The sequence below is a fragment of the Chitinophaga skermanii genome, assembly GCF_003259335.1.
GTDB classification, from domain to species: domain Bacteria; phylum Bacteroidota; class Bacteroidia; order Chitinophagales; family Chitinophagaceae; genus Chitinophaga; species Chitinophaga skermanii.
Genome location: NZ_QLLL01000010.1, coordinates 13,988 through 36,336, shown reverse-complemented (window position 1 = coordinate 36,336; position 22,349 = coordinate 13,988). Strand labels below are relative to the sequence as shown.

Genomic DNA, 22,349 nt, shown 5'->3' with positions numbered 1-22,349 from the left:
AATGTATAATAGAATTAGAAATGATACCTCACAAACGCTTCCATTGCAGCATACTTCTGCAACCCGAGCTTGTCATACAAATCAGCTGTATTCGCATTTCTATCTTCTGCACGTTCCCAGAACTCGCGTAAATCCGTTCCTTGGAATGGAACTACGTCTTTCTGACTTTGGTGAATGAAGATACCTAAACGTTTTTGCATCACTTGGTCTGGGCTCATTGGAACAGCCATTTCGATTTCATGAATATCCCACTCTTGCCAAGCACCTTTGTATAACCAAACCCAACAATCCTTCATCCACTCTTCGTTTTTCAAACGCTCTAATGCAGCGAAGATAATGTCTAAACATACTTTGTGCGTACCATGTGGATCGGCTAAGTCACCGGCACAATAGATCTGTTGTGGTTTTAATTTTTGCAACAGATCCACGGTGATTTGGATATCCTCTTCACCCATTGGTTTCTTTTCAACTAAACCCGTTTCGTAGAAAGGCAAGTTCAAGAAGTGAGCATTGTCTTCGATACCTACGTAACGACAAGTAGCTTTTGCTTCACAACGACGAATTAAACCTTTAATCGCGCGGATTTCCTTCGTATCTTTTTGAGAAGGCTTCTTAATTTTCAAGAACTCTCTTGCTTCGTCGAGGATTTTAGAAGAAATACCACGATCGATGCCGAACATATCTTCAAAACCTACAGCGAAATCAATAAAGCGCAAAACAAACTCGTCGGTTACCGCGATGTTACCAGAAGTTTGGTAAGCTACGTGTACATCGTGACCTTGTTCGTGTAAGCGAATGAAAGTGCCACCCATAGAAATGATATCATCATCGGGGTGTGGAGAGAAGATTAAGGCGCGTTTGCTAGCCGGTTCAGAGCGTTCTGGATGGTTAGGTAAGTGTGCACCTGGTTTACCACCTGGCCAGCCTGTAATGGTGTCGCGGATAGCGTTAAACTGTTCGATATTTAATTCGTACGCAGAACCGTATTGTACAACGAGGTCGTTCAAACCGTTTTCGTTGTAATCTTTGTCCGTCAACATCAAAATGGGTTTATCCAATTTCAATGCGAGGCTGGTAACCGCTTTACGGATCAATTTAGGCGTCCATTCGCAATCGCCTGTTAACCATGGTTCTTTAAAACGGGTTAATTCAGTAGCTGCTTGTTCGTCGATTACGAATGCGCAGTTAGAATGTTGTTGTAATAAAGAAGCAGGCACTTGGTCGGTGCTATGACCTTCTACTGATCGGCGAACGATTTTCGCTTTATGTGAACCCCAAGCCATCAATAATACACGTTTAGCGCGCATAATGGTGCTAATACCCATGGTAATAGCGAGGCGGGGAACTTGGCTCATATTAGGGAACTCGTAAGCATTGGCAATGCGCGTATTGTTATCGAGTGTAATAAGGCGTGTGTGAGAGTTGAGGTTAGAACCCGGTTCGTTGAAGCCAATATGACCGTTGTTACCGATACCTAGGATTTGGATGTCGATACCGCCGGCTTGTTCGATTTTTCTTTCGTAGGCTTCGCAGTAGGCTTTGATTTTGTCTTTAGGCACAGTACCGTCTGGAACGTGGTAATTGCCTTCTGGGATGTCGATGTGATTAAATAGATGTTCCTTCATGAAACGGTTATAGCTCTGTAAAGCATCCGGCTCAATGGGGTAGTACTCGTCCAGGTTAAAAGTAACAACGTTTTTGAAACTTAATCCCTCCTCTTTATGTAGCCTTACCAGTTCGGCATAGAGGAATTTTGGGGTAGATCCTGTGGCTAAACCAAGTACGCAAGGCTCTTTCGCGGCTTGCTTCTCACGAATAAGCGCGGCAATTTCCTGCGCCACCTTTTTTGACCCTTCTTTCGCAGTTGGGTGAATGTCCACGGCAATCTGTTCAAAACTGTCGATCAGTTCGATTTCCTGGTGATTAATGGTCATGAGTCAATGTTTTTTATATGCGTTCTATTAAACTACCGGAAAAATATACAAATTCACGATGATCTGCATGAAAATTTAAGATTAATTAAATTTTCACGGCATTCATTAAATGTTTGCAATGCACCAGTAAAATTAAAGTGAATCACAAAAGTACAAAAGCTAATATTTTAGCGTGCTAAAATTTTGCAAAATTTTTGAATAAATATTAAATATTTTTCAATGCGTACAAAGTACACATTGCTTTGGTATGATATTCGTGATACATTTTACTTGGTAGCGCGAACCTGGATCGTGCTGTTATAACACCCAATTTCACCCGGCTTTCATTGTCCAGGCTTTGAATCGCCTATCATATCTTTAAAACACAATCGTATGAAAAAGTTCTTGATGCTCATCACGCTTGCCTGCTTTATGTTATCCGTGATGCCTACCGTTAGCACATTTGCCCAAGATAAGAAATGGCAAAAATCTAAAACCGCCACCTGGTCCGGTACAAAAGATGGTATCACTTACCAATATAAACTTGAAAAAAATGGCGACCTCACTTGGAGCACCGACGGTAGCAAATTCACCCCGGTAGCAGAAAACTCTTGGGCCGACAAGGGCGGTAGCTGGTATAAAATTGCAGATGGTAAATTGCTTCGTTCATCAGATAAAGGTGAAACCTGGAACCATGTATCTGATAATTCATGGGAAGGTCCCGGCGGCGTTTGGTACAAATTCGATAATAACTGGAGCTTAATGGAAAGTCGACCATAAAATTGCTACGTGTTAACGTTACACTTTTATAAGGTTATTTTTATAAAAGTGAAAAGCCGCTCTCTACTAGTAGAGGCGGCTTTTTCATTTGTAATATGGTAATAATCTATTCTACAATAATTTCATCAATAAAGAACCAAGCCGGTGAACCTGCACCTGCTGGCGCACCTGCTGGAATAGTACCAAAGTTTTCTGCAACAATCTTAATAAAGCGGGCCGGTACATTCGGCACTTTCGCATTTACTTTAAATACACCTTCTTTGTTAAACACGTTTTCGGTATAAATAATCCTGTAAATACGGCCATCATTCGATGCATACATGGTAACTACTTTGGGTTTGTAAATCCATTTACCCGGAGCGTGGACGGTGTTGAAACTGATATTTTTAACTGTGGAAGGTTTACCCAAATCTACCACGGCTTCCATATTCTTACCATTCCAGCCCAACCATTGTTCATCATTTAATTCTTTCGAACCTTCAATACCATTCACCAAGGCAAAATTACCCGGGTTGTATTTATCAGCTGGTGCATCTTTCAAGGTCACTTCTTTACCGGTTGCAAGGTTAGCAACGAAGGGTTGTGCATAACCATTCCCAAATGGTTCGCCTTTTACGAAAATGAGCGCTTGTAGGTTGCAATTTTCTTTAATGATAATAGGTTTCCTGTAAATATCAGATTTCATGGTTGGTTTAGAACCGTCTAATGTATAGCGAATTTGTGCGTTCTCCATTTTAGTGTCGAAGGCTACTTGCACTTGATTTTTAGCGGTTTGAGAAACCGTTGCATTGATATCGAATACATGCTTCGCGTAGTTTACTTTCTTCACGTCGAGGCGCGAGAAATGTACTTTTAAGCGGTTCATGAAATCGTCGTAGTTGCGCTTATCTGCGGGCGACCATAATACTTCCGCTAATGCAGTAGCACGTGGGTATTCCATGTATTCTGCTTGTGACGATGATAATATGTATTCCGTCCATAAGTTCGCCTGTGCACCTTTGATATATTTTTTCTCGTTGTTGCTTAATTCCTTAGGAATAGGCTCGAAGCTGTACACTTTGCTTACAGGGGTAAAACCACCAAAAGCAATCGGTTCATTTTTGCCACGTGCTTGGTAATGGTCGAAATACAGGTGCGAGCCCGGAGTCATTACTACATCGTGTTGCTGTTTAGCTGCTTCAATACCGCCTTCCATTCCGCGCCAGCTCATTACCGCTGCGTTAGGCGCTAAACCGCCTTCAAGGATCTCGTCCCAGCCAATGATTTGTTTGCCTTTGCTGTTGATGTATTTTTCCATTCTTTGGATGAAATAGCTTTGTAACGCATGTTCATCTTTCAAGTTATTGGCTTTCATGCGGGCTTGGCACTTAGGACAAACTTTCCAACGTGTTTTAGGGCACTCGTCGCCACCAATGTGGATCAGTTTGCTTGGGAAAAGCGGCATTACTTCATCTAACACATCTTGTAAGAACGTAAAAGTTTGATCGTTGCCGGCACAGAATACATCATCAAATACGCCCCATTTGGTAGCTACTTCGTAGGGGCCGCCTGTACAACCTAATTCCGGGTAAGCCGTTAATGCAGCCAATGCGTGGCCCGGCATTTCAATTTCAGGAATAACAGTTACAAAGCGTTCGCTTGCGTATTTTACTACATCTTTAACTTCTGTTTGTGTATAAAAGCCACCGTAAGGCTTGCCATCGTATTTATTATCGGCGTAATTGCCAATCATAGACGTTTTACGTTGCGATGCGATGGTTTGTAGCTTAGGGAATTTTTTGATTTCAATACGCCAGCCTTGGTCATCGGTTAAGTGCCAATGGAACGTATTCATTTTGTGCATCGCTAATAAGTCGATGAACTTCTTAATGAAATCAATAGAGAAGAAATGCCTCGACACATCGAGGTGTAAGCCCCTGTAGCCGAATCTTGGTGCATCTTCTACCGCTACCAAAGGCAAATTATACGTGTTACTTTTTTCTGTAGGAATCAATTGCATCACCGTTTGCATACCGTAGAACATACCGGCATTATCGTTACCGGTAACGGTAATGGCATTGGGTGAAGAAGTAATAGTATATCCTTCAGCAGGACCACCTTGTTTCTTTGTTAAGATGATCACATTACGCGTAGCATTTGTTGTTGTTGGCAATGAATACCCGCTAATGGCGCTGAAATAGGCGTTAAAAACTTCAGCCGTTTTAATCTCTACAGCATCTTTCGCAAGAATCGCCGTTCCTTTGTTGATGATGAAGAAACCTTCCTGTTGCTCAAGCTTTGCAGGCAAAGGAATGATACTTACTTTGGCAGCCGTTGCACTGGTGGATTGTGCAAAGGATTGATACGTTGTGCAACATATACATGCACTAACGACCAAGGCTACACGAAATAAACGTTTTAGTTGAATCATGAAAACCGGTGTTTAATATTTTGTTTGTTCACTATTTCACGTGGTGTATGAATGGCACGGTAAGTGTAAAAATAAGGGAAGGAGGATAGACCTGTATCATATTCACACGATAAAATGAGGAATGGTTAATTTACTATGTGTGTAAATTTAATACCAAAAGGGATTGAAGTACTTATTGTTAGGATTTACATTGAGAAATATAGGTGAACGATGATCATTTTTTTTCACTATTACTATATTTTCTAAATCATAGAATCCTAACTCACTGCCGCCTCTACTTAGTGTCAGCTTAAACTGATTAGGTTTATTTGTAGTTTCTATTTTATAATTGGCAAAGTATCCCCCATTTTTAAACATTTTCCCATTGTGAAATTGGAATTTAAGGTTTTTAACGCTGAGGCTCATGAAAGTATTTACGTCCGCTAGTAATGAATTTAATTTATTCATATCATTAATTTTCATGCAATTTACATGGGAATTCAATGTAACATACTGAGTTGTACGTTGGTATATGAATGTTTTACTAGTATATAGCATAAACATCAAAATGCCATAAAAAAACCCCAAGTAAGCCAGCTTACTTGGGGTTTCTTATATCTTCATCCAGCCATCATTACTTAATCTCCAATTCGCTGAAAACCGGCCTGTGATCGCTCGCAACCGTTTCTTCAATCGTTTTGGCAGATATGATCGTAAAGCGGGCTTTCGGACCAATAAATATATAATCAATCTTAATCGAAGGAATCTCCGCAGGGTGTGTAAAACCTGCTTTCTCCGTTACATCTGTAAAGGTTTTCTTCCAGTGCACCATTTCTTTTGAAGCAGGGGTGGTATTAAAATCACCCGCAATAATGGTAGGAATGGTATTGCCTTCAAAATGCTTCAATATCAATTGCATTTGCGCTGTTCTGTCTACACCATCTTTTGCGTAATCTAAGTGCGTACTAACGAATTGTAAGGCCGAATCGCCCGGTAATTGCAAAGTAACGATGGCCGCTGCTCTTGGTTCCGCTTTGGGATTTTTAGCAGGTAAGGCCAGTGTATAACTGCGCGTAATAGGGAAACGACTCATAATACCTACGCCGTAACCGCCGCCTTGTAAATCCATCGCTTTCCCAAAATAAATATACATACCGGTAAGGGAAGCGAGTTCTTTCAGCTGGTCGACCCCTTTAGTACGGGTAGCCACACTGTCAACTTCTTGTAATGCTACAATATCGGGGTTGTACGCCAATATTACATTGGCAATACCTTGTAAATCGAGTACACCGTTATTATTCTCTGCGTGGTGGATATTGTATGAAAGCACGCTAACGTGTTGAACGGCTTCTTGGGCTTTCAAAATAGGCGATAGGCCAAGGCTGAAGACAAATAAGAGTGCGAGTTGTTTCATAGTAACATTTTAATGCTTTAACACAATTCTCAAAGTAAATTACGTAAAAGTAAATAGCCGGGAAAAGGAATTCAACCTATTACTGTGGTAAAAGACATTATTAATCAAAAATTAATCCCTTTTACTACGTAGTTCGTTTGCGTTCCTTTTCTCCGGCTATTTTTATATAGAGCGATGATATGTTTGTCTATCGCTTGAATGCGTTGATGGTTCTGCCGATCCATGCTTGGGGTATTTTCAACCCAAAGATATACGCGATGGTTGCAGCCGTATCATACGTCATAATACTTTCCTTCAATTCGTGGTTTTCTAGTACACCTTTGCCTACCATGATCCAAGGGATTTGCATTTCTTGCATGGTTTTACCACCGTGCCCTTTGTTAATCCCGCCATGATCTGCTGTAAGTATAACTATACTATTCTCCCACATGCCGGCAGCTTTGATACCTTCCAAAAGCTTGCCAAGTAAACTGTCTTGCCTGTGAACCTGCTCATAATACGTGGCATTTTTATGCCCTGTTGTATGGCCCGTATGATCTGGTTCATCGAAATGAATAAACAAGAAGTCCGGTTTTTTAGCAGTCATATAAGCTAAGGCAGCTTCGGTGGTAGCACTGTCGTTATCACAATGTTGATCCTTATTTACAGCGGCTTTGGGGAATAAGGCGCCAATTCCTTCCCATGTGTAAATCACCCCAATTTCCGCGGCCGGTTTCGCTTCGCGGATGAGGGTGTAGATGGAAGGAAACAGCCCGTATTTGTCGAGTACCCGTGAAGGTAATTCAGGCGTTTGGCTGTTCCATTCCGTGTAGCCATGTATTTCAGGACCGGCACCCATTACCATCGAGGCCCAGTTAACGGCCGATGACGAGGGTAGTACGCTACGTGCTTGAAGTGTCCATGAACCGTGCTGCATCATTTGTTGCATGTTGGGAACACGGCTTTCCGGGATTGCATAGGCGCCTAGGCCGTCCATACCAATAAGAATCACATGCTTGATTCCTTTCACTTGTGCTTTGGTGTACAAGCCGCAGCATAACAAAGCGGCGGCGATCACTAACTTCTTCATATACTTACGATTCCAATTACGTGTGCGTAAATATAAAGCCCTTTGTTTAGTATTTATAAATTATTGTTTAGATACTTTCTGCTAAACGTTTAATTTCTGCCACTTGGTCGGCTTGGGTTACAGAGATACCATACTCCGGTACGCCAGGTATACCGCCCATGCTAACCGTTGGGTTACGGAAGATCATACCGCTTTCTTCATAAGCTTTGGCAGAAGTGTGGTATTCTACAGCTTTTGTTCTTTGTACCAGCTCAACTATATTATTCGCTCTTACTCCAGAACCCACCATAATGGTAATTCTACCGGCTGCTTTTTCTACAAGTTGTGCCAATAAATCAGCACCTTCTAAGGCGTGGTTTCTATGACCCGATGACAATATTCTTTCACAACCTACTTCAATGATGTCTTCCAATGCCTCGAAAGGATCTTGGGTCATATCGAATGCACGGTGAAAGGTTACACCCATTGGGTAGGCAATGTCAACTAGGGCCTTGCTGCGTTCTTTATCGACTTTACCACCGGGTGTAAGAATACCGATTACTACGCCGTCGCAACCAAGTTGTTTGCACATTTGGATGTCTTTCTTCATCACTTCAAACTCGATATCATCGTATAAGAAGTCGCCACCACGTGGACGGATGATCGGGTAGAGTTGAATTTGTACTTTTTCTCTTGCCGTGGCAATGGTACCATAGCTAGGCGTAGTGCCGCCTTCTAATAGGTTGTCGCATAACTCAATCCTGTTAGCGCCGCCGTTTTGAGCGGCAATACAAGAGGCTACAGAGCCTGCAGCGATTTCTAGAACAATAGACATAGTTGTAAATAAAAAAAACAAAACGCTGCCAACGTATGCTGTACAATGAAGTACAGGCAGCTGTTAGCAGCGTTTTGTTATGAATTATTGAAAATAGTTTTTGCCTTTGATGAGGACGTTTTTATCGTCGCCTGTACAGCATGCATAGCTAAACCCAGGATGCAAACAATACGCACCATGTTCTCCTTTTTTATTCAAGGCTAAGAACCCGATTTGAATTGCTTTTGCTTTAGCCGGGTCGCGCTTTACAATACGCATAGTTGCTTCTTTACAAGCTGCTTCCGGGGAATACCCTTGGCGCATTAATTCTACTACTAAATGCGAACCAACAATGCGTATTACTTCTTCACCCACACCGGTAGAAGTGGCAGCACCAATTTCGTTATCAACGAATAAGCCGGCACCAATAATCGGGGAGTCGCCAACACGACCGTGCATTTTGAACGCCATACCGCTTGTTGTACAAGCGCCGCTGAGGTTACCATTAGCATCCATTGCCACCATACCAATGGTATCGTGGTTGTATACGTTGCCTGGTAGCATCAACGGGTTGAAGGCGGTTGTGCCGTTCGTATCGTACGATTGGGTTTCGATATTCATAATAGGTTTGTACTCGCTGGTTTTTAACCATTCTTTCCAAGCCTTTTCTGATTCTGGTGTGAGCAGGTTTTCTTTTTTGAAACCTTGTTCCAGTGCAAATTGTAGTGCACCATCACCTACGAGCATTACATGCGGCGTTTTTTCCATTACGCGGCGTGCTACTGAAATAGCGTGTGTTACATGTTCAAGCGCAGCTACGGAACCTATGTTCGCGTGCTCGTCCATAATACATGCATCGAGGGTTACGCGGCCATCTCTATCGGGATAACCACTAAAGCCAACGCTATGATTTTTTGGATCCGATTCAGCTACCATTACACCTTGTTCAACGGCATCTAAAGCGCGGCCACCGGTTTTCAGCACTTTCCATGCTGCTTCGTTGGCTGCCAGGCCGAAGTCCCAAGTTGATAACACGATGGGTTTCTTAGCACCACCTTTCACATAGGCTTTACTAGCCGCAGCGGCAGTTTTACCTACTCCATCCAAAGAAAAAGCAGCAGCACCTAGTACTGCTGCTTTAAAAAATTTACGCCTGTTTTGCATAGTAAAATTTTATTCTAAAACTGCGATCAAGGGAATGATTAGTCTTTCATTTCCCAAGCCAAGGCGCTAGCGCCGAGGATTGCAGCATCACTTTCTTTCAATTCAGAGAAAAGCAATTTTACTTTATTTTGGAAAATCGGCAATAAGTTTTTTTCCATGTGTTCGCGCACCGGCTTCATGATTAAATCTCCCGCTTTCGTTAAACCACCAAATAATATGATGGCTTCAGGGCTAGAGAACATCACGAAATTCGCCAATGCTTCACCTAACACTTTACCAGTATAAGCGTATACTTCTAATGCAAGTACATCGCCTTTTTGCGCGGCATCAAAAATCACTTTCGAGTTGATTTCTTCTGCTGGGTAATTGCGCAAAATACTGTCATCTGTTCTTGTTTGTAAGAACTCGATGGCTGTGTTGGTAACACCTGTTGCCGATGCATACGATTCTAATGAACCATGTGCGCCAGTACCTGGGTGTAAACGACCGCCTGGGATCACGATAATGTGACCTAACTCGCCGGCGAAACCGTCATGACCGTAAATCAATTGACCGTTTGCAACGATACCACTGCCAACGCCTGTACCCAAGGTAATCATAATGAAATCCCTGATACCGCGAGCTGCACCGTAGGTCATTTCCCCGATAGCAGCGGCGTTCGCATCATTAGTAAGCAAAGTTGGAATGTTGAAAAGATCTTGCAACATGCTTGCCAATGGAATGATGCCTTTCCATTTTAAGTTAGGCGCGTATTCGATATTTCCTGTATAGTAATTACCGTTTGGTGCGCCAACGCCAATACCTTTGATATTAGCTGCGCCGCCTACTTGTTCAATTAATTTTGATAAGTGCCCATGAAGCTCCTCTAAAAACGTGGTCACTTCTTCATGTGCTTTCGTGGACATCTTCCCATCACACAGGATATTACCTCTTCTATCTACAATGCCGAATACAGTATTGGTGCCGCCTATATCAATGCCCACCGCTAATTGCTGACTCATAATCGATTCCTTGAGATTTTAGTATTGATTTAGCTTTGATTGCAAAATATGCTAGGTATGCGAAACAAAGAACTGGAATAATATAAGAATAGTGAATACCGATGCTACCTGCTAAGAAGCCTTGTAACAATGGTACAATTGCACCACCTAAGATCATCATAATTAAGAAGGCAGAACCTTGAGAAACGTATTTGCCTAAACCTGCAGTTGCCAATGTGAAAATACAAGGCCACATTACAGAGCAGAACAAACCGCCAGAGATGAACGCAAATTTTGCAACCTCACCTGTTGTTAACAAACCGATTACCATAGCAATTGCACCAAAACCTGCAAATACTAATAACTGGGTCGCTGGTTTATCTTTACTTAAGAAGAATGCAACAACCATTACAGCGATACACACACCGTAAATGTAAAGGTCACCCACGTGGCTACCTCTTAATGCATTGATCGCTAAGTAAACACCGAACGCGATATAAGGAACGATAACAGTTAATACTTTTTTCAATTGGTTAGATGGGTTGAATGCAGAAGAACCTGCTGTCCAACGACCCATCATCATACTACCCCAGAACAAAGACACGTAGTGACCGATGTTTGCTGAATCCAAACCTTCTGTTTGGTGCAAGTATTCGCCTAAGTTAGCAGCAATAGATACTTCCACACCTACGTACAAGAAGATAGCGACCATGCCTAATACCAACTGAGGGTATTTCAAAGCACCAAAACCGCCTTCAACTTTCTCATCGTTACGTACTGCTGGTAATTTAGAAACCTTAAAGATAATCGCTACTAACACGAACAAAACGCCTAATACCAAGTATGGAATTTTTACAGCGCTGATCGGTGCGTTCTTTGCAGCATCTGGGCTAATATCACCGAAGATAGCTACGCTCACAAGAACAGGACCTAAAGTTGCACCAAAGTTGTTAATACCACCTGCGAGGTTCAAACGTTTAGCACCGTCTAATGGATCACCTAAGGCAATCGCAAACGGGTTGGCTGCAATTTGTTGTAATGCGAAACCAAGACCAACGATGAATAAACCTGTTAACAAAAGTGGGAAAGAACCCGCATCAGCAGCAGGGAAGAAAATTAACGTACCTAAACCTGAGAAGATCAAGCCATAGATAATACCGTTTTTGTACCCAATCTTGTTGAGTGGGTCGCCCTTCATAATACTGCCGATAATAAAATAGATAATCGCGCCAACGAAATACGCTGTGTAGAAGGCAAATCCAACAAGTTGTGATTGCCATTGCTCGAGATGGAACTTCTCCTTGAAAAGTGGTATCAGGATGTCATTTGATGCAGCAACGAAACCCCAGAAGAAAAATACCATTACCAGTACAAAAAACTGTGGGTGCGTTCCTTGCTTTTTTTGCGTGGACATATGAACGTGTTAATTTTTGATTATTTTAAGGCAATAAATGTATAAAATCTTTTTTTAGATTTTCGCAAAAAACTTGAAAAAAGTGCTAGGTTTTTTTACTGCTTTAACGTTTTAGCTAATATATTTATAAAATATGAAAAGTAATGTTTATGTTCGTGTTATTCGTGAACGTTTATTAAACATAGCATATCATGTCAACCACAACAGCTTCAAAACCAGCTACTAGCGCGGCCAAGCCAACGAATTACAAGCAAGCGATGTTCGTCATCGGTTCCATGTTTTTCATCTTGGGCTTCGTTACATGGCTCAATTCCCTTCTTATCCCGTTCTTAAAGCAGGCTTGTGAATTAACCGACTTCGTAGCGTACTTCGTAGCCTTTGCTTTCTACATTTCTTACTTTGTAATGGCCATTCCTTCGTCGATGATCTTGAAAAAGATCGGTTTCACAAAAGGTATGTCACTCAGTTTAATCGTAATGGCTATCGGTGCTCTAATCTTCGTACCGGCAGCACAAACACGCTCGTATCCTATTTTCTTAGCCGGCTTATTCACCACTGCTGCCGGTATGACACTTCTCCAAGCGGCCGTGAACCCGTATATTACGATCATTGGCCCCATTGAAAGTGCTGCCCAGCGTATGAGTATCATGGGAATTTGCAACAAGTTAGCAGGTATGATCGGTATTTTCGTGTTAAGTTTATTCTTGTTTAAGGATAGTGAGGCTTTATCGGCTAAAATCGCCACCCTTAGCGGTGCCGAAAAAGAATTAGAACTCGATTTACTCGCTTCCCGTGTAATTGTTCCATATATTATTATGGCTGCTGTGCTAATTGTTTTAGCAGTTGTTGTACGCAAATCTTCTTTGCCAGAACCCGCTGCAGATGATGAAACAGTTGACCATGGTCCTGATCCATTTGGTAGAACTTCTGCTTTCCAAATCCCATATTTAGTGCTAGGTGTACTTTGCTTGTTCCTTTACGTAGGGGTAGAAGTATTAGCGATCGACTCCCTTACATTATACGGTGAATCACAAGGTTTAACGAAAGAAATTGCCAGTAAGCTCGGCATTTTCAGCTTAATTGCCTTCACAGCGGGGTATTTAATTGGTGTTGCCTTAGTACCAAAAGTAGTATCGCAAAAAACTGCGTTTGTTATTTGCGCAGTATTGGGTATTGTATTCACTATAGGTGCTTTACTTACTAGCGGTAATGTATCGATCGGTTTCATGGTAGCTTTAAGCTTTGCTCACTCGTTGATGTGGCCCGGCATTTGGCCATTAGCGATTAACAAGCTCGGTAAATTTACCAAGTTTGGTTCTGCTTTGTTAATCATGGGTATTGCAGGCGGCGCTATCTTGCCAATTGTTTACGGTGCGATGGCCGACGCAATGGGCGATCGCCAATTACCATATATCATCATGATTCCTTGTTACCTGTTCATGGTGTACTATGCATTGAGCGGTTCTAAAAAAGGACTTCCACAGGATTAATTATTTTTTAAATAATCGTGAAACCCGTCTCCACGCTTGTAGAGACGGGTTTTTTGTTGCATGTTGCGCCTATAATTTTCACATTATTTTCTAGGAGGCCTAGTATTTTAATTCCCTTTTTATATTTTTAGGTGTAAAATATACGTTTATAAATACTGATATGATCCACACAGTTCAAGCACGCTTCGAGGAAGTCTTCGGGGGCACCCCCATTATTGTAACATCGCCCGGTAGAATTAATCTCATCGGCGAGCATACCGATTATAACGAAGGGTATGTTCTGCCTGGGGCTATCGACAAAAAAATTACTTATGCTGTAGCCTTAAATGGTACCAATACGTGTAACGCGTACGCGTCGTTTAATGGCGAGAAGGTGTCATTCGTGGCGGATGAGATCGTGCCTAATAATATTGGTTGGGCTTGTTACTTGCAAGGTGTGGTGTACCATTTACGCGAATTGGGTTATACTATTCCCGGGTTCGATTGCGTGATTGATGGGGATATTCCCATCGGCGCGGGCTTAAGTTCATCTGCCGCTGTGGAAGGAGGGCTGGTATTGGCACTTGATTATTTATTGGGATTGAATATGAACCGCATGGATATGGCTAAAATTGGCCAGGTGGCGGAACATACTTTCCCGGGTGTGAAGTGTGGTATTATGGACCAGTTCGCCAACCTGCATGGGCAGGCGAATAAGGTGATGTTACTGGATTGTAGAAGTTTGGATTATGAATATGTGCCGTTCGAGTTCGGCGATACCTATAAAATCATTTTGGTGAACTCGATGGTGAGCCATTCTTTGGCTTCATCGGAGTACAACGTTCGTCGTGCACAGTGTGAAGAAGGGGTAGGTATTTTACAGCAGTTTATCCCGGGTATTCAGAGTTTACGGGATGTGAGCGCAGCACAAGTGCTGGCATACAAAGCATATTTACCCGGTAAGGTATTTGATCGTTGCTTGTATGTTACCCAAGAAAATGAGCGGGTGCTGGCAGCTGTGGGTTTACTGAAACAAAACGACCTCGAGGAAATGGGCCGTCTCATGTTCGAAACGCATGAAGGCTTAAGTAAGCTTTACGAGGTAAGTTGCCAAGAATTAGATTTCTTGGTGGAAACTGTAAAAGGTCGCCCGGAAGTAGCCGGTGCCCGTGTAATGGGCGGTGGTTTTGGCGGATGTACTATCAACCTTGTTAAAACACCCATGGTAAATGAGTTTATAGCCTTCGTAGAGGGTGAGTACGAGAAAAAATATGGTAAAAAACCATCAATATATGTAACGAGTATCGAAAACGGTACTTGTGTGCAATAATGTAAGATGTCAAAAAAATGTTTCTAAGAAATTGCCGGCAATCTCTATTGCCGGCTGTTTTATTTATAGCTGCATAAGCGTTTGTATTACTCTTCTAGGTGAATAGTTACCCAAGCTTATACCCAAGCACAGGGTTAGTTGCTCGTAAGTTTTTATCAAGGTTATATCGAATAACTATAAGGATACAATAAGGGTGTTATCGATGTGAATACGATGGTAATACGATGAAGTCACATGGAATTACATGAAACTTACATGAAAATCACATGAAACTTACATGAAATGTACTTGGAATTAAGCTTGTGCTTACGATGTAAATACTTGTAAGAAACTATATTACAACCTATTGGAAAGCTTGTAGTACGCTATTTGCCTTTTACGGGGTATTTATGGCAGATTAGAGCTTGCAAAAGCGGGGTTTTGAATAGGAAAGATACTAAAAAAGCTGCCTCTTGGTAAGGCAGCTTTGTCATATTTAATGAGTATTATGCTTGCGTTTTATACCCCAGGATCATGAGTGTTCTTTCTACACCATCTAGTACGGCAACATTAGGAAAGTGGCCATATTCAGCAAAACCATTCTGTAGGAATAGCTTCATGCTGGGTTCGTTGTGGGCGAAGATGAAGGCCAAGATGGTTTTGATATCATATTGTGGAGCTGCTTTCATCATGTCTTGTAATACAATTTTACCATAACCTTTACCGCGTTGGGCTTCGCTAAGGTAGATGCTAATTTCTGCAGTACCATTGTATGCTGGGCGGCCATAGAAAGATGAGAAGCTTACCCAACCTACTGTTTCACCGGATGGAGTATGTATCATTAATAATGGGCGAGTTTGCGGGTTGTGGTCGTGGAACCATTTGACGCGGCTTTCCACGGATATTTCTTCTGTATCGGCGGTAACCATGCGGCCGGCTACAATGGTATTGTAAATCGCAACAATTTCCGGTAGATCGTCGATCGTGGCGTTTCGGTAGATGACAGGTTCACTTTTCATGGGTGCAATATTACGGGGGCAAAATCGATTTTTTAAAAGATTTTGGCGGTTGGGGGTGGAAGGAAGATGAATGGAGATTTTAGCAGGATGGGCGATGCCACATAGCCATACAAACGATGAACGAAATGCGACGCAACTGCGGATGAAGTGCGTATTCCTGCCTGGTTACAAACGATGAAATTGATATGTCAAGTAAATAGAAAGTCCTGCCGGGTAAGGGCAGGACTTTCCTACAGTGTAAAATGTGCTATCAATTATTGATTAGTATTGATCATCTAAACAGAAAATTGGTTTACGATTCATCCACATACCGCGTGTGAAATCGGGGATGTATTGAACGGAACCGCCTTCTTGGATCGATTGCTCAGATAATGGTGTAATTGCGTACCAGGTAGCCAAATCGTACACATCCAATGGATATTCGTGGCCACGTTTGATACATTCAATGAAAGAGTTGATCACGAACCAATCCATACCGCCATGGCCTGCGCCGGCAGTATCGTTCGCGTACTTTTTCCATAACGGGTGATCGTACTTACCGAAGTATGAATTCGGGTCGTTATAATCGCCAGTTTTTTCGTAGCTGTGTGGCTTAGAAGTACCTTCGATATGTACAGATTTTACATCGTCCATCCATAAACCGTTCGTGCCTTGTACACGGAAGTTCAAGGAGTAAGGGCGAGGCAAGTTGGTATCGTGCGATAACATGATGGTTTCGCCGTTGCTAGTTTTCAACAATGACGTAACGATATCGCCGAGCTTGAATTCAACTTTCGCATTCGGGTGGTTCGCACCGCCGTTATCTACGATATATTTATGCAAACCGCGAGATTTTGTAGCTACAGAAGTAAGCGACAATAAACGGTTACCGCGGTTGAGGTTGATAACGTTACCCACAGGGCCAAGACCGTGTGTAGGGTATAAATCGCCATTACGATGAACGCTGTGGTTAGTTCTCCATTTCGCTTCGGAAATAGCTTTATCGCCGAATTCCACGCCGCCGCCATACACTTGTTTACCGTCGTTGAACTTCACAGCACGCAAATCGTGTTGATAACCGCCTTGCAAGTGAACGATTTCACCGAATAAACCTTGGCGCGCCATGTTTAAAACAGCCATAACATCGCGACGGTAACAAACGTTTTCCATGGCAAATACAGGAATACGCGTTTCTTCGCTAGCATTTACCAAGCTCCAACATTCTTGAATATCAGCCGCACCGCAAACCTCTACAGCTGGCGTTTTACCTGCTTTCATTGCTGCCACTGCTTGAATGGTGTGCCATTCCCAAGGTGTAGCAATGATTACCGCGTCGATATCATCACGTTTTAATAAGTTGTAAAAATCTTCGTTCCCGTTCGTGTATTCCGCTACTTTCTTCTTAGCGCCGTACGCTTTTTCAATCATCTTACGAGATTCTGGGATAGCGCGGTTTAGATCTGGATCTGCGATGGCAACTACGTCTACATCCTTCCTGTTGAGGCAAAGAGAAAGGTGGTTTCTCCCTCTTTCACCAACGCCGATTAGGCCAACTCTCACTTTATCTTTTTTCTGGGCAGCGAATAATCTCGCTGGTGAACCCATCAGCGAAAGTCCGACACCGGCGGCTGCGGTGTTCTTTAGGAAGTTTCTACGGTGCAAATGTTTATTCATAATGGTGGTGATTACTGAATATGATTTGTTGAGGTGCTAAATTTATAAAAAACAGGTTAGCAATGGTATACTTTACGCTTAATTTCTGATACTATTGTGACAAATGCAAATTGGCAGGTATAAGCGGTAGGATAACATCCATTTAGGATGGGTTAAAATTGATGAATTGTACATGATTATGAAACGGTTGGAATCCTTACGGGCATTGGGTTTGCTCGGAAATGATTTTTTCGTTACATTTACATATCTACCTCACCAGTAGTATTTTAACGATCCTTACATCTATTTTCTCATCCATCCTACATTCGTTTGAATGTAATGTAATTTTAGTCACCTCAATCTTTATTGTGTCAACTTTAATCCATAGGTCGTATGACCTAAAAAGTTATTAATTAAGTATGATAAAAAGAACAGCGCTTGTAGCCGCTATTTGTTGCAGCAGCATGTTTGCGGCAAAGGCACAAGAATTAAAGCCTTACGGTGCGCTACCAACGCAAGCTCAACTCGACTGGCAAAATATGGAATATTACATGTTTATTCACTTTGGTCCGAATACTTTTACGGATAAGGAGTGGGGACATGGAGATGAAGATCCGAAGGTATTCAACCCAACGCAGCTGGATGCCCGCCAGTGGGCGCGTACGGCAAAGCAAGCCGGTATGAAAGGGATTATCATTACAGCAAAACACCACGATGGTTTCTGCCTTTGGCCGAGTGAATACAGTACGCACACCGTACGTGAAAGTAGCTGGAAGAACGGGAAAGGCGACGTATTAGCAGAATTATCGGCGGCTTGTAAAGAGTACGGTTTGAAGTTTGGCGTGTATTTATCGCCTTGGGACCGTAACCACCCGAAATACGGCACTGAAGAGTACAACGATATTTTTGCTAAAACACTCACAGAAGTACATACTAAATATGGCGATGTGTTTGAGCAGTGGTTTGATGGGGCGAATGGTGAAGGACCGAACGGTAAAAAGCAAGTATATAATTGGCCGTTGTTCCACAACACGGTATATAAGTATCATCCCAATGCCATCATTTTCTCCGATAACGGTCCCGGTTGCCGTTGGATTGGAAATGAACAAGGCTTTGCAGGTACTACTAACTGGAGCACTTTGAATGGCGATGAGTTTTACCCGGGTAAAGGCGGCATCGAGAAACCTTTGAACGAGGGGCAGGAAGATGGGAAGAATTGGATTCCGGGCGAAGCGGATGTAAGCATTCGACCAGGATGGTTCTTTAGCCCGTCGACTAACGACAAGGTAAAAACTACGCAACAGCTGTTAGACATATATTATGGCTCAGTGGGCCGCAATGCGAACTTATTACTCAATGTACCTGTAGACCGCCGCGGGTTAATTCATGCGAATGATTCTACGCGTTTGATGGAGTTCCGCAAAATCTTAGACGCTACTTTCAAAACGAACGTAGCCTTAAGAATGCGTACAACCGCCACATCTACCCGCATTTCGAAAGAAATTAGCCCTATTCACCTTACCGATGGTAATCCTGGTACTTATTGGGCGCCTGTAGATGGTGTGAAGCAGCCGTCGATCTTGTTATCGAACTACAAACCGGTAGAATTCAACAGGATTGTGCTAAGAGAGTACTTGGCATTAGGGCAGCGTGTGAAATCCTTCAAAGTAGAAGTATTGGAAGGAAAAACTTTCAAAACAGTAGCCGAAGGCACTACAATTGGGCATAAACGCATATTTGTGTTGCCTAATATTAACACACGGCAAGTTCGTGTTACCATCTTAGATGCGAAGGCAACACCAATTATTAGCGAAATAGAATTATACAAAGCGCCGGAAGTATTAGCAGAACCTTTTATTTCCCGCAGTAAGGATGGCAAAGTGAGCATCACTTGTCCTTCTCCTGATCCTCAATTACGCTTTACACTCGATGGTAGCGAGCCAACAGCTCTATCGCCTGTATATACCCAAGCCTTTGCCTTCCCGGCAGGTGGCGAAGTAAAAGCAAAGGCCTTTATTAACAATGGAGCTAAAGCGAGCAGCACGGTAAGTGCCACTTACGATGTAGCACCGGCGAAATGGAAGGTAATTGGCAGTAGCGACGAGGTGCGTGGCTTCGAGGCAGAGAAGGCAATTGATGGCGACCCGGCTACTTTGTGGTTAACTAATTGGAAAGAAACGAACAAGAAATACCCCCATGAAATCCAAGTCGACCTAGGGGAAGCCTTGGTATTGAAAGGTTTCACCTACTTGCCGCGTAAGGAAAATAATGGTAGTGGAAACATCGAGGCGTATGAATTCTATATTAGTAATGATGGTCAGAATTGGGGTAAACCTGTGTCGGAAGGGCACTTCGCGAACATCAAGAATAACCCCATCAAGCAAACGATTCGTTTTAACAATCCTTTCACAGCACGCTTTATCAAGCTGGTTGCAGTGCAGCCGGTGCATGAAAATGAGCATTGGGCAGGCATTAATGAACTAGGGGTAATTACCCGCTAAGTGGCTGTTTTATAAAGTGTTAAGTCTTGCTACAGCACTGCATTGGCGCTGTAGTAAGACTTTTCAAAAATTTAATAAAAAAATTGGGCATCTATAAATATTATTGTTATAACTTTGCGTTTGTCTAAAAACATAACAAGTATTTTAATAACAATTTAACGCTGAACTGAAGTTGGAAATAACCACAGCCCATACCAACATCTCCGCTTTCCATCCTTCATTATGTGAAGGTATTTACTCTATTGGGTGCCCTGTTTTTAGATACCTCTCCCGACGACCTCGTATTTGATAGCGTCCGTTTACACCAGAAAGACACGCTATCGCACAATATGACTGAGAAGTCATTTGTGATTTTGTAGTTCCATGCATTCTCATGGAGCACGATTTTCAAATTTATTGATTCACGTTTTCAATTTTAACAAGTTGGAAAATCAACATATCATTGTCAGGGTTGCTACACCTGGCGATACACACTATGCAAGCATCATCACTGATGAGATGGAGGCTTCTGCGAAGGCACGAGGAACGGGTATTGCGAAACGTTCACCTAGCTATGTACAGCTCAAAATGGAAGAGGGGAAAGCTGTTATAGCACTAACCGATAAGAATGATTGGGTTGGTTTTTGTTACATTGAAGCATGGGGTCACGACAAATTTGTTGCGAATTCCGGCTTGATTGTGAATCCTGCTTTCCGCGGCCATGGCGTTGCGAAAGCGATCAAGCACAAGATTTTCGAACTCTCACGTAAAAAGTATCCACAAGCAAAGATATTCGGTTTAACTACCGGCTTAGCTGTTATGAAAATTAACAGCGAGTTGGGGTATGAACCTGTGACTTATAGCGAGTTAACGGACGACGAAGAATTCTGGAAAGGCTGCCAGAGCTGTGTTAACTTCGACATTCTACAAAGCAAGGGCCGTAAGAACTGTATTTGTACAGCTATGTTGTACGACCCGGTAGAAAAGGAGAAGGAAGCAGCGGAAAAAGAAGCGGCTGTAAAGGCCAAAGTGGTGCAAGATTTGCACGATACCGCTATCCGTAAGCGTCGTAAGTTTAAAGGTAACTTTAAATTATTCGAGCGTTGGATCCGGTTTAAGAAGTTTGTGATGTTGCAACCGGCCACTAAGAAAGAAGGTGGTGGAGGAAGCAACAAGAAACGTTTCTTCTTCTTTTTTAATTTTTAAGCACAAATTATTTTTTCAACACGGCTCGAAAGCCACGATAGTAAAGGCTTCACGGTTATTCGGCCAGGTATTTTAAAATTCATTAGGCACATGAAAAAAGTAGTTTTAGGGTTCAGCGGTGGTTTAGATACTTCGTACTGTGTAAAGTATTTAACCGAAGAAAAAGGTTACGAAGTACATTCCGTGATTGTGAACACTGGCGGTTTCACTGAAAGTGAGTTGAAAGAAATCGAACAACGCGCAATTAACCTGGGCGTGAAAAGTCACAAAACAGTAGACGCTGTTAAATCCTATTACGATAAAGTGATTCGTTTCCTCGTTTATGGAAACGTGTTGAAAAATAACACTTACCCATTGAGCGTATCTGCAGAACGTATGAGCCAAGCTTTAGCGATTGCAGAGTATGTTAAAGAAGTAGGTGCAGACGCTGTTGCACATGGTAGTACAGGTGCCGGTAACGACCAAGTGCGTTTTGATATGATTTTCCATATCATGATTCCTCACGCAGAAATCATCACCCCGATCCGTGATTTGAAATTGAGCCGCGAAGAAGAAATTACTTACTTACGTTCTAAAGGTGTAGAAGTGAATTTCGAGAAAGCGATGTACTCAATCAACAAAGGTATTTGGGGTACTTCAGTAGGTGGTAAAGAAACCTTAACAAGCAATGGTATGTTGCCTGAAAGTGCTTTCCCTACACAGCTTACGAAGCATGAAGCAGAAGATATTACCCTTCATTTCGAAAAAGGCGAATTGAAAGGTATCAACGATAAAACATTCGATCATCCAACAGATGCGATCATATACTTGCAAAGCATTGCAGGTGCATTCGCTATCGGTAGAGATATTCACGTAGGTGATACAATTATTGGTATTAAAGGCCGCGTAGGTTTCGAAGCTGCTGCGCCAATGGTAATCATTAAAGCGCACCACGCTTTAGAGAAACACGTGCTTACAAAATGGCAATTGAGCTGGAAAGACCAATTGGCACAGTTCTACGGTAACTGGTTGCACGAAGGTCAAATCCTCGATCCAGTTATGCGCGATATCGAAGCGTTCTTAGAACATTCACAAGCACATGTAACCGGTTCTGTAAACGTAACCTTGATGCCATACCGTTTCCAAGTAACGGGTATCGAATCGAAATACGATTTGATGAGCAGCAAATTCGGTAAATACGGTGAAATGAACCAAGGTTGGAGCGGCGACGATGTACGTGGCTTCAGCAAAATCTTCGGTAACCAAACCATGATTTGGAACCAAGTGAACGAAGATCAACAATAATAGCCTTACAATCATTATAAAAATCGATAGCAAT

Annotated in this window: 17 protein-coding genes; 6 read left to right on the top strand and 11 right to left on the bottom strand. The window is 42.4% G+C overall.

The annotated features are described in order from the left end of the window. Window positions 1–14: 14 nt before the first annotated feature. Window positions 15–1,934 (bottom strand): glucosamine-6-phosphate deaminase, encoded by a 1,920-nt coding sequence (gene nagB / locus LX64_RS22220; RefSeq protein WP_111599901.1) that lies wholly within the window; start codon window positions 1,932–1,934, stop codon window positions 15–17. 372 nt (window positions 1,935–2,306) lie between these two features. On the opposite strand from nagB, the gene LX64_RS22215 reads away from it, so the two are divergent. Continuing rightward, window positions 2,307–2,693 carry a hypothetical protein gene (locus LX64_RS22215; RefSeq protein WP_111599900.1) on the top strand — a complete coding sequence of 129 codons (387 nt, stop codon included), beginning with the start codon at window positions 2,307–2,309 and terminating at the stop codon, window positions 2,691–2,693. Between the two features lie 106 nt (window positions 2,694–2,799). On the opposite strand, the gene LX64_RS22210 is transcribed toward LX64_RS22215, so the two are convergent. From LX64_RS22210 to LX64_RS22175, 8 genes are all read right to left on the bottom strand, one after another. Continuing rightward, the gene (locus LX64_RS22210; protein ID WP_111599899.1) at window positions 2,800–5,103 is read right to left on the bottom strand and encodes a glycoside hydrolase family 20 protein; all 2,304 of its coding nucleotides are present in this window, start codon (window positions 5,101–5,103) and stop codon (window positions 2,800–2,802) included. A gap of 147 nt (window positions 5,104–5,250) precedes the next feature. Continuing rightward, window positions 5,251–5,550, bottom strand: a complete 300-nt coding sequence (locus tag LX64_RS22205) for a thioredoxin domain-containing protein (RefSeq protein ID WP_148707428.1) — start codon at window positions 5,548–5,550, stop codon at window positions 5,251–5,253. Between the two features lie 166 nt (window positions 5,551–5,716). Beyond that, window positions 5,717–6,496, bottom strand: a complete 780-nt coding sequence (locus LX64_RS22200) for an endonuclease/exonuclease/phosphatase family protein (RefSeq protein ID WP_111599897.1) — start codon at window positions 6,494–6,496, stop codon at window positions 5,717–5,719. A gap of 187 nt (window positions 6,497–6,683) precedes the next feature. After that, window positions 6,684–7,565 carry an alkaline phosphatase gene (locus LX64_RS22195; protein ID WP_111599896.1) on the bottom strand — a complete coding sequence of 294 codons (882 nt, stop codon included), beginning with the start codon at window positions 7,563–7,565 and terminating at the stop codon, window positions 6,684–6,686. Between the two features lie 67 nt (window positions 7,566–7,632). Further along, a complete protein-coding gene (locus tag LX64_RS22190) occupies window positions 7,633–8,379 on the bottom strand; it encodes a copper homeostasis protein CutC (RefSeq protein ID WP_111599895.1) in 747 nt (248 codons plus the stop codon). Window positions 8,380–8,463: 84 nt separating this feature from the next. Next, window positions 8,464–9,522, bottom strand: a complete 1,059-nt coding sequence (locus LX64_RS22185) for a N(4)-(beta-N-acetylglucosaminyl)-L-asparaginase (RefSeq protein ID WP_111599894.1) — start codon at window positions 9,520–9,522, stop codon at window positions 8,464–8,466. Between the two features lie 38 nt (window positions 9,523–9,560). After that, complete coding sequence (locus LX64_RS22180; protein WP_111599893.1) at window positions 9,561–10,523, bottom strand: ROK family protein; 963 nt, start codon at window positions 10,521–10,523, stop codon at window positions 9,561–9,563. Next, window positions 10,495–11,916: an MFS transporter gene (locus LX64_RS22175; RefSeq protein ID WP_111599892.1), complete on the bottom strand. Its 1,422-nt coding sequence runs from the start codon at window positions 11,914–11,916 to the stop codon at window positions 10,495–10,497. The genes LX64_RS22180 and LX64_RS22175 overlap by 29 nt, the downstream gene beginning before the upstream one ends. 191 nt (window positions 11,917–12,107) lie before the next feature. Between LX64_RS22175 and LX64_RS22170 the strand changes: the two genes are divergently transcribed. Further along, window positions 12,108–13,406, top strand: coding sequence for a sugar MFS transporter (locus LX64_RS22170; RefSeq protein WP_111599891.1), 1,299 nt, complete (start codon window positions 12,108–12,110; stop codon window positions 13,404–13,406). 160 nt (window positions 13,407–13,566) lie between these two features. Continuing rightward, complete coding sequence (gene galK, locus LX64_RS22165; RefSeq protein WP_111599890.1) at window positions 13,567–14,715, top strand: galactokinase; 1,149 nt, start codon at window positions 13,567–13,569, stop codon at window positions 14,713–14,715. Window positions 14,716–15,200: 485 nt separating this feature from the next. Here galK and LX64_RS22160 read toward each other — a convergent pair whose 3' ends face one another. Next, the gene (locus LX64_RS22160; protein ID WP_211324869.1) at window positions 15,201–15,713 is read right to left on the bottom strand and encodes a GNAT family N-acetyltransferase; all 513 of its coding nucleotides are present in this window, start codon (window positions 15,711–15,713) and stop codon (window positions 15,201–15,203) included. Between the two features lie 261 nt (window positions 15,714–15,974). Then, window positions 15,975–17,366 (bottom strand): Gfo/Idh/MocA family protein, encoded by a 1,392-nt coding sequence (locus LX64_RS22155; protein ID WP_211324868.1) that lies wholly within the window; start codon window positions 17,364–17,366, stop codon window positions 15,975–15,977. Between the two features lie 398 nt (window positions 17,367–17,764). Between LX64_RS22155 and LX64_RS22150 the strand changes: the two genes are divergently transcribed. The 3 genes from LX64_RS22150 to argG all read left to right on the top strand — a co-directional run bounded on the left by LX64_RS22150 (window position 17,765) and on the right by argG (window position 22,315). Beyond that, entirely contained in the window at window positions 17,765–19,846 is a 2,082-nt protein-coding gene (locus tag LX64_RS22150; protein ID WP_111599889.1) for a discoidin domain-containing protein, read from the top strand. A 423-nt stretch (window positions 19,847–20,269) separates the two neighbouring features. Further along, entirely contained in the window at window positions 20,270–21,031 is a 762-nt protein-coding gene (locus tag LX64_RS22145; RefSeq protein ID WP_111599888.1) for a GNAT family N-acetyltransferase, read from the top strand. Window positions 21,032–21,121: 90 nt separating this feature from the next. Continuing rightward, complete coding sequence (gene argG, locus LX64_RS22140) at window positions 21,122–22,315, top strand: argininosuccinate synthase (RefSeq protein ID WP_111599887.1); 1,194 nt, start codon at window positions 21,122–21,124, stop codon at window positions 22,313–22,315. Window positions 22,316–22,349 lie beyond the last annotated feature (34 nt).

What these genes read in the sequence shown, in the direction of transcription:
- nagB (WP_111599901.1), bottom strand. Translation starts at nt 1,934, where the DNA reads ATGACCATTAATCACCAGGAAATCGAACTGATCGACAGTTTTGAACAG.
- LX64_RS22215 (WP_111599900.1), top strand. Translation starts at nt 2,307, where the DNA reads ATGAAAAAGTTCTTGATGCTCATCACGCTTGCCTGCTTTATGTTATCC.
- LX64_RS22210 (WP_111599899.1), bottom strand. Translation starts at nt 5,103, where the DNA reads ATGATTCAACTAAAACGTTTATTTCGTGTAGCCTTGGTCGTTAGTGCA.
- LX64_RS22205 (WP_148707428.1), bottom strand. Translation starts at nt 5,550, where the DNA reads ATGAATAAATTAAATTCATTACTAGCGGACGTAAATACTTTCATGAGC.
- LX64_RS22200 (WP_111599897.1), bottom strand. Translation starts at nt 6,496, where the DNA reads ATGAAACAACTCGCACTCTTATTTGTCTTCAGCCTTGGCCTATCGCCT.
- LX64_RS22195 (WP_111599896.1), bottom strand. Translation starts at nt 7,565, where the DNA reads ATGAAGAAGTTAGTGATCGCCGCCGCTTTGTTATGCTGCGGCTTGTAC.
- LX64_RS22190 (WP_111599895.1), bottom strand. Translation starts at nt 8,379, where the DNA reads ATGTCTATTGTTCTAGAAATCGCTGCAGGCTCTGTAGCCTCTTGTATT.
- LX64_RS22185 (WP_111599894.1), bottom strand. Translation starts at nt 9,522, where the DNA reads ATGCAAAACAGGCGTAAATTTTTTAAAGCAGCAGTACTAGGTGCTGCT.
- LX64_RS22180 (WP_111599893.1), bottom strand. Translation starts at nt 10,523, where the DNA reads ATGAGTCAGCAATTAGCGGTGGGCATTGATATAGGCGGCACCAATACT.
- LX64_RS22175 (WP_111599892.1), bottom strand. Translation starts at nt 11,916, where the DNA reads ATGTCCACGCAAAAAAAGCAAGGAACGCACCCACAGTTTTTTGTACTG.
- LX64_RS22170 (WP_111599891.1), top strand. Translation starts at nt 12,108, where the DNA reads ATGTCAACCACAACAGCTTCAAAACCAGCTACTAGCGCGGCCAAGCCA.
- galK (WP_111599890.1), top strand. Translation starts at nt 13,567, where the DNA reads ATGATCCACACAGTTCAAGCACGCTTCGAGGAAGTCTTCGGGGGCACC.
- LX64_RS22160 (WP_211324869.1), bottom strand. Translation starts at nt 15,713, where the DNA reads ATGAAAAGTGAACCTGTCATCTACCGAAACGCCACGATCGACGATCTA.
- LX64_RS22155 (WP_211324868.1), bottom strand. Translation starts at nt 17,366, where the DNA reads ATGAATAAACATTTGCACCGTAGAAACTTCCTAAAGAACACCGCAGCC.
- LX64_RS22150 (WP_111599889.1), top strand. Translation starts at nt 17,765, where the DNA reads ATGATAAAAAGAACAGCGCTTGTAGCCGCTATTTGTTGCAGCAGCATG.
- argG (WP_111599887.1), top strand. Translation starts at nt 21,122, where the DNA reads ATGAAAAAAGTAGTTTTAGGGTTCAGCGGTGGTTTAGATACTTCGTAC.